We start from the raw sequence: 14,815 nt of genomic DNA on the forward strand, positions 1-14,815 counted from the left end.
GTGAATGAAATGAGTAAAATGGTAGTCGAAAAGGAAGCATACATGCTTCCCGCTTCCTATGGGCAAACTCGAATGTGGTTTTTTGAACAATTTTTTCCGAATAGTACTACTTATGGTATCCCCTTTATTTTTAAGATAAAGGGGGAACTTAATAAAAAAGCACTAGAACAAACGCTTCAAACAATTATTAATCGTCATGAAATCTTACGCACAACTTTCTATGAACGAGATGGAGAAATATTACAAAAAATTTTAATAGATGTTCCAGAATTTAATTTAAAAGTAATTAATCAGAAGATGGAATCTCCTTTAGATCCATACTTGAAGCAGCTTGCATCAGAAATATTCGATTTAGAAAAAGGACCTCTAATAAAATTCAAGCTTATTCAATTAGAGGAAGAATATCATTATCTCTTTGTTAATGTACACCATAGTATATTTGATGCATGGTCTATTAATATATTAGAAAAGGAAATATTGAAAATCTATCCATACTTCGAAAAAGGACTAGATATGGATTTAGAAGAGTTGCCTTTACAGTATGCAGATTATGCAGTCTGGCAAAAGAAGAGTTTTAAAGGGATGGATTTAGAAGAAAGTATGGGTTTTTGGAGGAGGTATCTAGAAAATGCGCCTTCAATTTTAGATCTTCCAGTAGATAGACCTAGACCTAAGCAACCTTCTTATCAAGGTGATAATTATAAATTTAAGTTTCCTGAAAATTTGTCTGAGGATATTCGGGGGTTTTGTAGAGCAAATAATACCACGTATTACACGTTTTTTCTAACAGTTCTAAATGTGTTGTTATATAGATATTCAAGCCAAAAGGATATTGTAGTAGGAACTCCTATTACACATAGAAATGATAAACAATTACAAGAATTAATAGGCTTTTTTGTTAACACCTTACCGATTAGAACTGTTATTCAATCTAATAAAAGTTTTCGCATGTTATTAAAGGATACAGTTGAATCCTTTCTTCAGGCTCATGAGAATAGTGAGGTGCCGTTTGAACAAATTGTACAAGAGGTAAGTCCTATACGTGATAACAGTTATCACCCTATATTTCAGGTGCTTTTCACATTGCATGAAAGTAAGCAAGAGAAGCTATCTCATCAATTATTAATAGAGCATGAAAAAATTAATACCGGTACTTCAAAATTTGATTTAGTTTTATATATTTCTTGTGAAGGTAATGACATGACTGGAGAGTTTGAATACAGTACTGATCTTTTTGATAGGGAAACAATTGATAATATTTTTAAAAACTATGTATCTTGTATTCAAACAGTCCTTGAATCACCAGATGAGCCTATTTCCACAATAAATATGTTATCAAAAGAAGAGAATAGTGCATTGGTAATTGAAGAGAGCAGGAAAGTAGAGGGGAATGAATTTGTACATCATTTGTTCGAAAAGGTAATGGGTAATTATGGGGATAGGATAGCGATAAAAGGTACACAATACTCTCTTTCATATAGAGAATTGAATGAACGAGCTAATCAAGTTGCAAATGAGCTACAAAAACAAGGAGTTCAATCTGGGGATATAATTGGTATATGTCTTAAGAGATCTCCAGAGCAAATAGCTACAATAATAGGTATTTTAAAATGTGGTTGTGCCTATCTCCCAATTGATCCAGCTTTACCTAAAGAAAGAATGAAATTTATTGTAGGAGATTCCGGAACTAAGTTAGTAATAACGGAGGATATAGAATTAGAAGGGCTAGTAAATGTAACGTTTCTTCATTCGGAGGCAATCTTTACAAATGGAAGTAAAGAAGGAATTAAATGGGTTCCGTATCAGGATCCAAAGGAACAGTTAGCTTATGTTATCTATACTTCTGGATCAACAGGAAGGCCAAAAGGAATAGGTATTACACATTCCTCTTTACTTAATCATATTAGAGGTATGCTCCAGGTATTCCCTATGTGTGATAACGAGAGGATTTTACAGAATATTACGTATAGCTTTGATGCATCAGTAACAGAAATATTTTCCGCATTATTGGGTGGAAGTACGTTAATCCTTACCCATCCCGATAAACAATTTGATATTGAGTATCTGGCTGATTTAATAATTAATGAATCTGTGACAAGAGCACAATTGTTTCATAGCCTAATAGAGAAATTACTAAGTTTTCCTTCATTCACTGAAAAGAATAAACTTCGTTATGTATTTACAGGTGGAGAAGCGCTTAGTAATCAATTGGTTAACTTATTCCATGAAAAGATGGATCATACAGTTTCATTTATCAATCTGTATGGTCCAACGGAAGCAACAGTGGCCTCCACATATTGGATAAGTGAACCTAACTGTGATCAAAATTCTGCACCTATTGGTTTGCCACTACCCGGATATCAGTTACTTGTTCTAAATGCTGATCTGCAGCCTGTACCTAGGGGGGGGATAGGTGAACTTCTAATAGGTGGAAAAGGTGTAACACCAGGATACCTAAAAGAAAATAAATTGAATGAATCAAGTTTTATTTCTATTAACATTAACGGAAATACTAATTTGTATTATAGGACTGGCGATCTAGTTAAACAGTTAACAAATGGGCAATTCATTTTTATTGCAAGGAGAGATTCTCAAGTTAAGATAAGGGGATTTCGAATTGAATTAGATGAAATCAAGAGCCAGATATTAAAGCAACCAGAGATTGAAAACGCAGTTGTGATGGCAAAAGGGGCTGGCGGAGAGAAAAAAATATTTGCATTTATCATACAAGCGGAGGGAACAAATATATCGGTAAATGAAGTAAAGGATAGACTTAAGAATACGTTACCTCATTATATGATTCCACAAGTAATATGTTGGATTAATGAAATTCCTATTACGTTAAATGGGAAAATTGATCAAAAAAAATTACCGTTTGGAAGAAATGATTTAATTAGTCAGAAAAAAACGCTACCTAGAAACGTATTAGAACAGCAATTGATAGCAATTTGGGAGGAGATACTAAGTTTAAGTTCTATAGGAATAAATGATGACTTTTTTGACTTAGGTGGTCACAGTATAAAAGCTATTGAGGTTATAGGGGCGATTCGAAAAAAATTAGGACTTCAATTACCACTGTCTTGTTTATTTGAACACAAAACAATAAAAGGGTTATCTGAATATATAAAAATAAAAGATGCACCCGATGATGAAGCTCTTATATTCCCTCTGAAAGAGGGAAGTTCTTCAGAAGCTCCATTATTCCTTATTCACCCGGGTGGTGGTGGTGCATTATGCTATGTGCTATTAGCAAAATGTATGGCCAATGATATGAGAATATTTGGTATACAATCACGAGGATATGAAACAAACAGAGAACCGTTGAAAAGCATTGTTTCGATGGCGAAGCTCTACATGAATTGTATACTGAAAATTCAATCTAAAGGACCGTATCGTTTAGCAGGGTGGTCTATGGGAGGAACAGTTGCTATAGAAATAGCTAGATTGTTAGAGGAGAAAGGAGAAGAAGTTTCATTTATTGGTTTAATAGATGCACATCCATTTGATCAATCTACGAAAAGAGTGGAACGTGAAGATTCGTTAGCGGTCTGGGCGTATAGTTTAGGAGTCCAACCTCAAGAATTTTATGAAAAAAATGAGAATGAAAAGTATCACATTGTATTGGAAGCAGCAAAGGAGAGAGGGATACTTCCAAAAAATGCAGAACTAGAGGATGCAAAACGAATTATAAAAGTAATGGCAGCAAATAATATGGCAAGCGACCAATATGAATTTAGTGAACCAATACAATCAAACCTAACCTTGTTAAATTGTGAAGAAAGGGATTTGCATTCCTCTCATGATTTAGTAGATGTCGAATCTTGGAAAAAAAGAACGAATGGAAAAGTATCTATTTATCCTATTAAGGGAAATCATAATAATTTGATGCTATCTCCACAAGTTGAATATATAAGTGAGAAAATTACAAGTATTTTAGAGGGGAGATAGAAGATATGAAGACGCAAGTAACGGGACGTATTCAAAAATCCCCCGATGAGGCATATATAGAGAACGTTTTATTTCCACAATTTGAATTTGAGTTAGAAAATTATCTGCATCATTATTTGAATATTGAAAAAGTTTTTTTGAAGGCTTATAAGAAAATGGGGATTTTAACTGAAGAAGAAGTTTATGAAATATGGGAATCCATCAATCAAATTGACATGGAGTCTATCCTTAACATTTCAAGGGATAATATGACAGATATCGCATTTAGTATAGAAAGAGTAATAGAGCATAATTTGTCTAAACCTATTGCAAAGTGGCACATTGATCGAAGTCGTAATGATTTTCAAGCTTGTGCGCAGTTAATGTATGCACGTGACAAATGGATTCAGCTTACTAAAAAGATGAATTCATTTGCTCAACTTGTAATGAAAAAGGCTGAAAAGTATACCCATACGGTTATGCCTGGTTATACTCATTATCAATCTGCACAAATTATAAGTGTAGGGTTTTACTTAACTGCTATTAGTCGTCATTTATTAAAAACAATTAATAAGATGAGTAACGTACTAGATGCTATGAATAATCAATGCCCTTTAGGATCAGGGGCAATGTCAGGTCAAGAATATGAATGGGACTGTAGTCAAATGGCTAATGATTTGGGATTTCAATCTTATATTGGTCATGCGCTAAGTGGAGTAGCTTCTCGAGAATGGGTATTAGAAATTGCAGGATGCATTTCATTCTTCTCTAATAATATGAGTCGGTTTTTAACTGATATTATGCACTGGGGGAGTAGCGAATACCAGTTTATAGATTTACCAGATGAGCTGACTGGTATTTCTTCATCCATGCCTCAAAAAAGAAATTTCCCTATTGTTGAGAGGCTTAGAGGGAAAACGAGTCATTTACTTTCTTATCATATCGACTTTTTAATAGGCCAACGAAATACACCATACAGTAATTTAGTCGAAGTATCTAAAGAAGCAAGTAGGAATCTATCCACACTGTTTAATGAAACCGATAGCTTACTAGATTTACTAATTTTAGTTTTTGAGAATATTTCTTTTAAAGAAGAAAATATGAAACAGCGTTGTGCCTTAGAATATTATGGTGGTTTTACGCTAGCTAATATATTAACAGAGAAAAGCAATATTCCATATCGAAAGGCTCAGGTTATAGCGGGAAGGTTTGTTACAAAATCCCTGGAAAGCAATATTGTTCCTGCAGAAGCCTCTATTCAATTGTTGAATAAAATTTGTACTGAATATGGATATTCAAATAAGGTTTTAGTAGGAGAATTGAGAAATGTATTTAATGTTGAAAAAGCATTATTTTTTAAAACGACACAGGGTTCTACGAATCCAAAAGCTGTAGAGGAGATATTGAAGAGTCAACAATTAGAGAGAGAAGAGTTATGCAGGGAATTCTATACCATTATGAATAAAATCGGAAATAGGATTGATATGCTTAAGGACTGGAGAACTATTCGTGAGGAGATTATATAATGAGAGAATCAAATCAATTATTGTTAGAAAAGGAGTATACTCGGGTTGTTAGAAAAGGGAACGGGAAGGCTTATGGAACTTTTGGAGAATTGCTACAAGGAGTGTTACCAGAAAATAGGGATTTTTTGGTGACACTCCCTATTAATCGATATTCGCAATGTGAGTTTATTTCTATGCCCGAATCAAAAGAGCTTAGTATTTATCCCTCAAATCAGACAAAATCTTTAGAGATGGCAAAACAGATTTTACAATTTTATAACTTACCAATGGGAGGAGTCATCAAAATATACAGTGAGCTAAGTAAAGGTAAAGGATTAGCTAGTTCTACAGCAGATATGGTGGCAGTTTCACGTGCGATTGAATCATGCTTTGAAATTAATATTCCTAATTCAACCTTAGAGATATTATTATCCAGAATTGAACCCTCCGATGGGGTAATGTACCCAGGGATTGTGTCTTTTTATCATAAAGAAGTTAAAGTCCGAGAATTAATTGCTGATTGTCCCCCATTAACCATTATGGCACTAGATGAAGGGGGAAGAGTTGATACAGTTACTTTCAATAATCTTCCAAAGCCATTTAATTTAGAAGAAAAGCAAGAGTATCAAAAGTTATTAGATCAAATGGTGTTTTCTTTACGTAATAAAGATCTCAATTTATTGGGGGAAGTAACTACTAGAAGTGCCGAATTAAACCAAAAACTTCATAGAAAACAGACATTTGAACAGGTACGTTCTATTTGTGAAGCCATTGAAGGATTAGGGGTTGTAATAGCGCATAGTGGAACTTATGTAGGAATTTTAATTTCAAACACAGATCCTTTTTATTCTCAAAAAATTGCGGCAGGTGTATTGAAATTAAGGGCTTTAGGTTATCCAACATCGATATTTCATACTATATCATCGTTTTGTACACAAGAAGGAGGAGGGAAATGAGAAACACTATTATTGATTTAATTGGCCAAACGCCGTTGGTAAAACTTCGTATCAATGATGAGAATAGAGAAGCAGCTGTTTATGCAAAGTTAGAAATGCAAAATCCGTATGGTATGAAGGACCGTGTTGCGAAACAAATGATTTTAGAAGCAAAACGTACAGGGTTATTAGAAGAAGGAGCTCCAATTGTAGAGAGTTCCTCTGGTACTCTTGCAATGGGAATAGCAATGGTTGGAACATATTTAGGACATGACGTCCATATTGTCACCGATCCCCGAATTGATGATTTAACTTATAAGAAATTAAAATCATTAGGTGCTAACATCCATGTTGTTAATAAAATGGGAGATACAGGCGGATGGCAACGAGCGAGATTGCAGTATTTAAAGGAACTACTTATAAAGTATCCAACAGCATATTGGCCAAAACAATATGAAAATATTCAAAATCCTTTAGCTTATGATCAACTTGCTAAAGATATAGTGGAACAATTAGGTAAAATTGATTATTTAGTTGGAGCAGTGGGGAGTGGGGGTTCTTTATGCGGTACTGCAAATTCGCTTAAGTTTACTAATCCTAATTTAAAAGTTTTAGCCGTTGATGCGGTAGGAAGCTCGGTCTTTTTTCAAAAGGATAGACCGTACCGTCTTCAAGGTGGACTTGGAAATAGTTTAAAACCGAAAAATGTTGATTATTCAGTTATCGATGATGTGCACTGGTTAAATGATGAAGAGGCTTTTAATTGGACACTAGAATTAGCACGTCATGAGAAGATTATTGCGGGAAATAGCTCAGGAAGTGTATATGCAGTTGCAAGATGGTTAAGTACACAAGTTGAGAGAGATAAAGTAATTGCTTGTATTTTTCCTGATAGAGGAGATCGCTATGTTGACACGATCTATGACGAGAGTTTTTATCTAACCCATAAGTTAAATAGGGGGAATCTAAATATGAATCCAATAAAAATTGCTAATATACAGGATGCTGAGCAGTGGACTTATTTTCACTTTAATAAAGGAAAGAGCCTAAATGAAGAAACTATTATTTATTGAATCAAACACAACGGGAACTGGAATGCTAGCCTTAATAAAAGCTAGAGAGCTAGGTTTTACACCAGTATTGCTTACGAATAATCCCGGGCGATATATAGGTTTAGGAGAGACAAAATGTATAGTTTTAGAATGCGATACGAACAACTTAAATTGTATTAGAACAATAATTGATTCAGAATTCGAAGTAGGTGAAATAAAAGCTATCACAACAACCAGTGAATTTTATATTGAAGTGGTAGCTATTTTAGCAAAAGAGTTAGGCCTGATTGGTAATCCTATAGATACTGTTAAAAAATGTAGAAATAAAGCAGAAATGCGTCTGTTACTAAAAGGGATAGAGAATATTTATGAACCATGGTTTTATATTATTGATTCTCTTGAAAAGTTAGAGTTGGCTAAGGATAATATAAAATTTCCATGTGTTGTTAAACCGGTTGATGATAGTGGCTCTAATAACGTATTGAAGTGTTATTCATATGAAGAAGTAAAAAGGCATACTGAAAAAATTTTGAGCAATAAGTATAATGTGAGGTCTCAAAAAAATGCTCAGAATATATTGGTGGAAGAGTATGTATCTGGGCAAGAATATAGTGTGGAAATTTTTACTTACAATGGTAAGTGTAAAATTGTTGGAGTGACTCAGAAGATTGTAGATGGAGCTCCATATTTTATTGAATGTGGTCACATATTTCCGGCACCAGTCTCTGATGATATAAGATCAGTTATTGAAAGAGGAGTAACAAAAATTATAGAAAAAGTTAATTGGCAAAACGGTCCTTGTCATTTAGAAATTAAGATAAAGGGAGAAAAAATATTTTTAGTAGAGTTTAATGGCAGGCTTGCTGGGGGGATGATACCAGAATTAATTAAGTATGCTACCGGAATAGATTTGCTTAAAGAGCAATTAAAAGTCGTAACTAGGATGAGGCCAAAACTAGATCAGAATCCTACTTTATATGCAGGGATACGATTTATTATACCACTTAGAGATGGGAAAATAACAAGTATTTTTGGAGTAAATGATATAGAAAACACTGTAGGGATTAAAGAGGTAAAACTTCGTACAATTGTGGGAGAATCTATCCGGAAGGTTGAAAATGCGTATGGACGGATAGGGCATATAATTGGAGCGGCTGAAAATATCAATAAGCTAAATTATATTTTAGATAAAAGTATGGATGCTTTACATATAGAAATAGAGGAGTGTGAAGACTATGAAGACTTTAATTAATTATTTGAGTGACACAATTACATTACCTACTGAGGAAATGTTAAAGGCGATTCAAAATGCTGAACTAGGCGATGATGTATATGGACAAGATAAAACGGTTAACGAATTAGAAGGATATGCTGCTAATATGCTAGGAATGGAAGCTGCGTGTTTCATGCCAAGTGGTACAATGGCCAATCTTGCTTCTATTTTAGCTCATTGTCCAAGGGGGTCTACAGTTTTGGTTGGGGATGAATCTGACATTTATATTTATGAGGCAGGTGGAGCATCTATCTGTGGAGGGATTATGTATCAACCAATTAAAACGCAGCCAGATGGTCGATTGTTATTGAGTGATTTAGAGGCTGCTTTCCCTAACGATGTAAAAGACCCACAGTTTGCACTGCCAGCATTAATATGTCTTGAGAATACTCATAATCGTTGCGGTGGGAAAGTACTACCGCTCAAATATTTAAAAGAAATAAAAGAGTTTGCAATGAGACGCAATATTCCAGTTCATATGGATGGTGCGAGGGTGTTTAATGCAGCAGTATATTTGGGGATTGAAGTTAAAGAAATTGCACAATATGTGGATTCTATTCAGTTTTGTTTATCTAAAGGTCTATCGGCACCAATTGGTTCAATGGTGGTGGGAAGCCGTAAATATATTGAAGAAGTGAGAAGGATTCGAAAAATGTTAGGAGGAGGAATGCGTCAAGTGGGTATTATTGCAGCGCCGGCTATGGTAGCTTTACAGACAATGACAGGGCGTTTACAAGATGATCATATTAGAGCGAAGAGATTGGCAATTGGATTATCAAGTATCGATGGTATTGAAGTTGACGCCTCAGAGATACAAACAAATATTGTGATGTTCCGTATAACAGATCCAAACTATGATTGGGTGAAATTCTTGAAAAAAACAGAAGAGAAGGGGCTTGTTTTTTCTGAAATGGGCTATGGGCGGATGAGGGCTGTTGTTCATCGGCATATTAAAGAAAGTGATATTGAACATACAATTAAGATAATAGCAGACTTATTGAATAAAAGTTCTGTAATTAAATAAGCATAATTGCTTGTTTAGAGGATTTATTAGCATACTATTTTAGTATGCTTTTTTGTTTTTTATGCCCAGCTAAGCTGGGCACTGCTTATTGATGAAAGTTTAGTACAGGTAAGGCTCGATTTGCTTAGTAGTTGGTAGGCAACTGATGAAGAAATTCTAGGGGTGGAGACTTAGGAAAAATAGCCACTATACTTAATTAATTTTTTTATAGTGGATGTCTTCTAACTGTCTATTTACTTCTATAAGAACGTTGTTGGTCTGTTTAATGAATTGAGATTTAGATTCAAGGGTAAATATTGATAAAGCATTTTCTAAATATTTTTTAGCATCTACAAATTCTTTCTTATTTTTATGTAATATTCCAAGCATGTGGTTGATTTCTCCAGCCGAATAAGAAAGATGGTTAGAAATAAGATAGTATTGTAAATGATATGCGATATCCAGCGATAAATTTTCTTGATTATTTAGGTAATATGTATGAGCTAGGTTATAACCAACTCTTGGATAGAGTGATTTATCTTCTACGAATGGTAAGTTTTCAAAAGTATTTATCGCATTTGTGAGTACAGGAATAGCTTGTGCTGAATTTTTTTGTTCTATAAGAATAAGAGAAAGTGAATTTGCGATGTTTATATCAAGTTCAGTGATGATTTTATTATTTGGAAGAAGAGTACGGAAAGTTTCTTCTGCTTTTGGAAGATTATGTTCTACTTTATGAAATATAATGCCTTTTAACCAATCGATAAGTCTTACCAAATTACTATTTCTTGTACCTGGATGTTTGTTAAGGAATGTATCACATTCTTCAACAAGATATTGGATAGAGATGAAATCTTGATAATATAAATTTTCACGGCATAATAATTTAATTTTATTTAGATATTTAATTGTATTTTCATCCTCGTAGGAAATAATGTAATCAATAGGTATATTGAGTTTAGTACAAATATTTTGTAAAATATCTAATCTTGGAGATTGTAGTCCTTTTTCGATACGGTATAGTGTGGAAGTATCACAAATATCTTCTGCAAGTTGTTGACGAGAATAGCCGCTTTTTTTACGGAAAAATTGAATTTTCTCACCTATATTATTCATAAAGTCCCTCCTTTTATAAGTTGAAAAAAATAATTATTTATAGTGGTATAGTATGAGCGCTTAATATGCTACTTTTATGGTTATTGTATAGAAATGTATTAATAGGATAAAATACATTCCTATTAATACACATACACGTATATATTAACAGAATATTCTTTTTTAAAAAAGACATTTACAGAAACATATCAATGAGAAAATGAAAAGTCTAAATAAAATATTTTTGATTACTATATATTAATGTGTCTGCAATACATTAGATGTGTCTGAATGTTGCATAAATGCATATGTATATTTATGGTAATTTTAATTATAATGAAATCAACAAAGAGATAAAGAAATAAAGAGGTGAAGATATGGATGAGAAATAAAATCTTTTAGATGCTACCATAATTAGAATATTAGTCATAGGGTAGATTTCTTTTAGGAAAGACTAAGTTGAAAAAAATATATTACTCCAAATTATAGGTATTAGTTGGTTTAGTATCTAAGTATATGTCTAAATATTTCTGAATCTTTAGAATTAATCCTGTGTCATTAATAATAGAGTTTTTATTTTGAATAATATGGAGGAGAAAAATATGAATAAAAAGAAATCAATTTTTTTAGGTGCTATTTTAAGTGTCTTGTTAAGTGTAACGTCAATGCTTGAAGTTTCGGAAAGAGGTATTGATGGTAAAGTAGAACATGTAAAAATAGAAGTAAGTAATCCTGTTTTTTTTTCGGATGAAATAATTGGTGGGCATCATTAATGGCATATACAAATGGAGGAAGACAAAAGATTTTAGTTGCTATTCAAAGTGAGAAGGTTGCCTCGGTATATTCGGAACTTGCAGGAAATGGGCGTTTTCAAATTCATATTCTTAATAATAAATACATGTTGAAGGATCTTTCATTTTTAAGTACTTTTGATTTTTTGATTACAGATATTGTTAATTATAATGTTTTAAAAGGTAGGTTAATTGGACTTCCTCATTTAATAGTTCTTATGAGTAGAAAGGAAGGACATTTATTTTCAATGAGTGAAGGCATTAAAGCCATCGTGAAGAAGGGAGCCCCTGATGAATTAGAAATAGCTTTACAGGCTATTAAAAGAGGTGATTTATATATATCTAATGAGTTCAGGTTATTAATTTCGGAGAAAAGCAATGGTTTACTATCAAATAAATTAGATTCTCCAAAAGAGAATTTGTCAAATTTACTAACTAAGACTGAGCTTCAAGTTATGAGGGAATTAATTAATGATAAGACGAATCAACAGATTGCTGACACTTTATATTTAAGTAAAAGGACAGTTGAATATCATATAGCCGCTTGTATGCGAAAGTTGGAGGTGAAGTCTCGAGTAGGATTAGCTGTGAAGATTACAAGGGCAACTTTATTAAGAGAACAGAAAAACGAATACATTGTTTGATTATTATATATATAATAAACGTTTAAAGAGATATATAAAATATTTTATATATCTCTTTTTATATATATGATTACTTGTCAAAAAAAGTGGGGGAATTAGTACTGTAGGATTCAGTATTTTGGGTTAAAAGGGATGTTATCGTAATACCTGTTTGCGTGAATTACGGGTGTTTTTGAAAAAGCTGATGTTTATGATAGAAGTAGGATTTCAATATATTAAGGGGGATATTATGAAGGGGCATTTTGTTCAGTTGCAGGCTTTAGAAGAAGAAGATTATAATTTGTTTTCTAAGTGGGTTAGACCTTCGAAAATAAGTGCATTAGCCAGGGGGTCTCAGGATTTTGCCACTGTGAGAGAAATTAAAATGGATATTGAATCAGGTAACACACGCTATGCGACGGTGTTGACACATGAAGGGGAAAAAATAGGGTTTATTTCGTGGCAGCCGTTGAAGTATGAAGGAAGTTATGTTTTAGGAGGTGTTATTGGCGATTCAAATTTATGGGATATGGGGTATGGAGCTGAAGCATCTATATTAATTATGGACTATCTTTTTCATTTTAAAAATGCGCATAAGATTCAATTTATAAATGGTTTATATAACCTGAGAACTATTCGGTTTTTAATGAAGAATAATGTAGCAATTGAGGGGATTCTTAGAGATCATTTCTTCCTGGATGGTGAATACCATGATGCAGTGGTTTCCTCTATTTTGAGAGATGAATATTATGCTGCTGGAGAAGGAGAACAACCAGAAGATATGATTCCTAAAATTGAAAAAGAACAAATTAGAACGGAGTTGTATGAGTATCTTAATAATTATTGGGAAAATACTCTTTTTTCAAGATTAAAGAAGACAGGTGAGGAAAATGGAATGGAAAGATAAAGTAGTGTTTGTTACCGGAGCTTCTAAAAGTTTAGGAAAGGAAATTTCTCATCACTTTGCAGAATTAGGAAGCCGATTGATTCTAGGATATAGAAGTTCTCTGGAAGAAGTACAAAATGTAGTGAAATATATTAAGGAAAGTTCCGGGAATCCCGATGTTACATATGTAAAAATTGATGTAAATGATTATGCTCAAGTCCAAGAGGCGGTACAAGGGATTATAGATAATTATGGGAAAATTGATGTTCTTGTGAATAATGCTGGTGTTAGTTATGGAGGAGCATTAATTCCAAGTAATTCTCTTGAGAATTGGAGAGAAATTATTAATACAAATATAATGGGGACAATTAACTGTATACATGCAGTTTCTTTTCATATGTTAACAGAACAAAAGGGCTCTATTATTAATATTTCATCGGTTGCAGGACTTACAGGAATGGAAAGGCTTAGTGCATATAGTGCTAGTAAATCAGGAGTGATTGGTTTAACACGTTCGCTTGGAAAAGAGTATGCTCCGTATAATGTACGGGTGAATAGTGTGGCTCCTGGATATACAGAAAATACTGGTATGGTGAATAGAATACCAAAGGATCAGATGGAAGCCTTTGAAAAGAAGATTGCAATGAGGCGTTTAGGAACTGCGAAAGAGGTGGCTGAGGCGGTTTCATTTCTAGCATCTGAGAAGGCTAGTTATATAACAGGACAAACATTGGTAGTAGATGGTGGCCTGATGTAAATGGAATTGGAGGTAATATTAAAATGAAATCGGCATTGTTGTTTCCGCCATTAATGACATTGAAAAAGGGTAATTTTCATGAATTATATAAGTATATTCCGAGTGTACAGAGGAAATTTGAAGAGGCTAGCAATATTTTGGGTATAGATCTTGCTACCCATTTTTTCTCTGATGATGAAAAAATTATAAATAAGGGCATTATAGCAAGACCTAGTATCGTGACGATAACTGTCGCATTATATGAATTACTTAAGGAAAGATTGGAAGGTATTGAATATTTTCTTGGTCCTAGTTTAGGACAAATCACAGCATTTCATTGTAGTGGGTGCTTAGACTTTAAAGACACCTTGAACATGGTTCTTACGATGTGTGAACTTGAGGAAAGGGAGTTTATTGGCAAGCAATACGGCGTATACTTTTTTTACAATATTGATTCCAAAACCTTGGAGCGTAGCATTTATAATTTGTGTCAAAAAGGATATGTATTAGAACCGTGTATGTATGCTACATCTAACCAAATGATTGTCAATGGAGATTTTGAGAGTTTAGAAAAACTAACCGAAGAAGTGCAAAGTTATGGAGCGATAGCTGTTAAAATTCCATATGGCCCTCCTGGGCATTGCTCTTTGTTAGAGAATGTAAAAGAGCAATTTAGTGAAAGTTTTATGTCTAATATACAGTTGAAAACGCCAATCAGACCATTAATAAGTAATGTTGATGCAACAGAAATTTTTAACAAATCACAAGTATCTCACGACATAGTGGAACAATATACAAATAGTGTGAAGTGGTATCAATCGTTACAGGCATTGTCACAACGTGGGGTTAATAAACTGTTTGTATTAGGACCAGGGAATTTCATATATAAGTCTTTAGAGTTTACTGATATTCCATTTGAAGTTGTACCACTTGTAACCTTATTAGATGTGCAAAAAGTGATAGGCGAATTACAGGTTAAGGGGGACTAA

General features: G+C 33.4%; 12 protein-coding genes. 11 read left to right on the forward strand and 1 reads right to left on the reverse strand.

Annotation, left to right across the window (positions count from 1 at the left end; all coding sequences use genetic code 11):
* Window positions 1-9: 9 nt before the first annotated feature.
* From ACTFSI_RS18935 to ltaE, 6 genes are read left to right on the forward strand one after another with little or no spacing between them, the layout of a single operon-like run.
* Window positions 10-3,948 carry a non-ribosomal peptide synthetase gene (locus tag ACTFSI_RS18935; protein WP_167495094.1) on the forward strand — a complete coding sequence of 1,313 codons (3,939 nt, stop codon included), beginning with the start codon at window positions 10-12 and terminating at the stop codon, window positions 3,946-3,948.
* Window positions 3,949-3,953: 5 nt separating this feature from the next.
* Window positions 3,954-5,453 (forward strand): argininosuccinate lyase, encoded by a 1,500-nt coding sequence (locus ACTFSI_RS18940; protein ID WP_000857121.1) that lies wholly within the window; start codon window positions 3,954-3,956, stop codon window positions 5,451-5,453.
* Entirely contained in the window at window positions 5,453-6,388 is a 936-nt protein-coding gene (locus ACTFSI_RS18945) for a GHMP family kinase ATP-binding protein (protein WP_001209284.1), read from the forward strand. Before ACTFSI_RS18940 ends, ACTFSI_RS18945 begins: the two co-directional genes overlap by 1 nt.
* Window positions 6,385-7,440 (forward strand): PLP-dependent cysteine synthase family protein, encoded by a 1,056-nt coding sequence (locus ACTFSI_RS18950; RefSeq protein WP_001246252.1) that lies wholly within the window; start codon window positions 6,385-6,387, stop codon window positions 7,438-7,440. The genes ACTFSI_RS18945 and ACTFSI_RS18950 overlap by 4 nt, the downstream gene beginning before the upstream one ends.
* The gene (locus ACTFSI_RS18955) at window positions 7,418-8,671 is read left to right on the forward strand and encodes an ATP-grasp domain-containing protein (protein ID WP_014481790.1); all 1,254 of its coding nucleotides are present in this window, start codon (window positions 7,418-7,420) and stop codon (window positions 8,669-8,671) included. Before ACTFSI_RS18950 ends, ACTFSI_RS18955 begins: the two co-directional genes overlap by 23 nt.
* Window positions 8,655-9,716 (forward strand): low-specificity L-threonine aldolase, encoded by a 1,062-nt coding sequence (gene ltaE / locus ACTFSI_RS18960; RefSeq protein WP_000854011.1) that lies wholly within the window; start codon window positions 8,655-8,657, stop codon window positions 9,714-9,716. The genes ACTFSI_RS18955 and ltaE overlap by 17 nt, the downstream gene beginning before the upstream one ends.
* Window positions 9,717-9,908: 192 nt before the next feature.
* On the opposite strand, the gene ACTFSI_RS18965 is transcribed toward ltaE, so the two are convergent.
* Complete coding sequence (locus ACTFSI_RS18965) at window positions 9,909-10,811, reverse strand: helix-turn-helix domain-containing protein (protein WP_001059538.1); 903 nt, start codon at window positions 10,809-10,811, stop codon at window positions 9,909-9,911.
* A 581-nt stretch (window positions 10,812-11,392) separates the two neighbouring features.
* On the opposite strand from ACTFSI_RS18965, the gene ACTFSI_RS18970 reads away from it, so the two are divergent.
* The 5 genes from ACTFSI_RS18970 (at window position 11,393) to ACTFSI_RS18990 (ending at window position 14,815) form a co-directional block, all read left to right on the forward strand.
* Window positions 11,393-11,563, forward strand: a complete 171-nt coding sequence (locus ACTFSI_RS18970) for a hypothetical protein (protein ID WP_014481789.1) — start codon at window positions 11,393-11,395, stop codon at window positions 11,561-11,563.
* The gene (locus tag ACTFSI_RS18975) at window positions 11,563-12,225 is read left to right on the forward strand and encodes a response regulator transcription factor (RefSeq protein ID WP_000332010.1); all 663 of its coding nucleotides are present in this window, start codon (window positions 11,563-11,565) and stop codon (window positions 12,223-12,225) included. Before ACTFSI_RS18970 ends, ACTFSI_RS18975 begins: the two co-directional genes overlap by 1 nt.
* Before the next feature lie 229 nt (window positions 12,226-12,454).
* Window positions 12,455-13,111 carry a GNAT family N-acetyltransferase gene (locus ACTFSI_RS18980; protein WP_000675826.1) on the forward strand — a complete coding sequence of 219 codons (657 nt, stop codon included), beginning with the start codon at window positions 12,455-12,457 and terminating at the stop codon, window positions 13,109-13,111.
* On the forward strand, window positions 13,095-13,847 hold the full coding sequence (locus ACTFSI_RS18985) for an SDR family NAD(P)-dependent oxidoreductase (protein WP_000454875.1): 753 nt from the start codon (window positions 13,095-13,097) through the stop codon (window positions 13,845-13,847). Before ACTFSI_RS18980 ends, ACTFSI_RS18985 begins: the two co-directional genes overlap by 17 nt.
* Before the next feature lie 23 nt (window positions 13,848-13,870).
* The gene (locus tag ACTFSI_RS18990) at window positions 13,871-14,815 is read left to right on the forward strand and encodes an ACP S-malonyltransferase (protein WP_000833528.1); all 945 of its coding nucleotides are present in this window, start codon (window positions 13,871-13,873) and stop codon (window positions 14,813-14,815) included.

Source organism: Bacillus cereus group sp. MYBK101-2 (genome assembly GCF_051918845.1).
GTDB classification, from domain to species: domain Bacteria; phylum Bacillota; class Bacilli; order Bacillales; family Bacillaceae_G; genus Bacillus_A; species Bacillus_A paranthracis.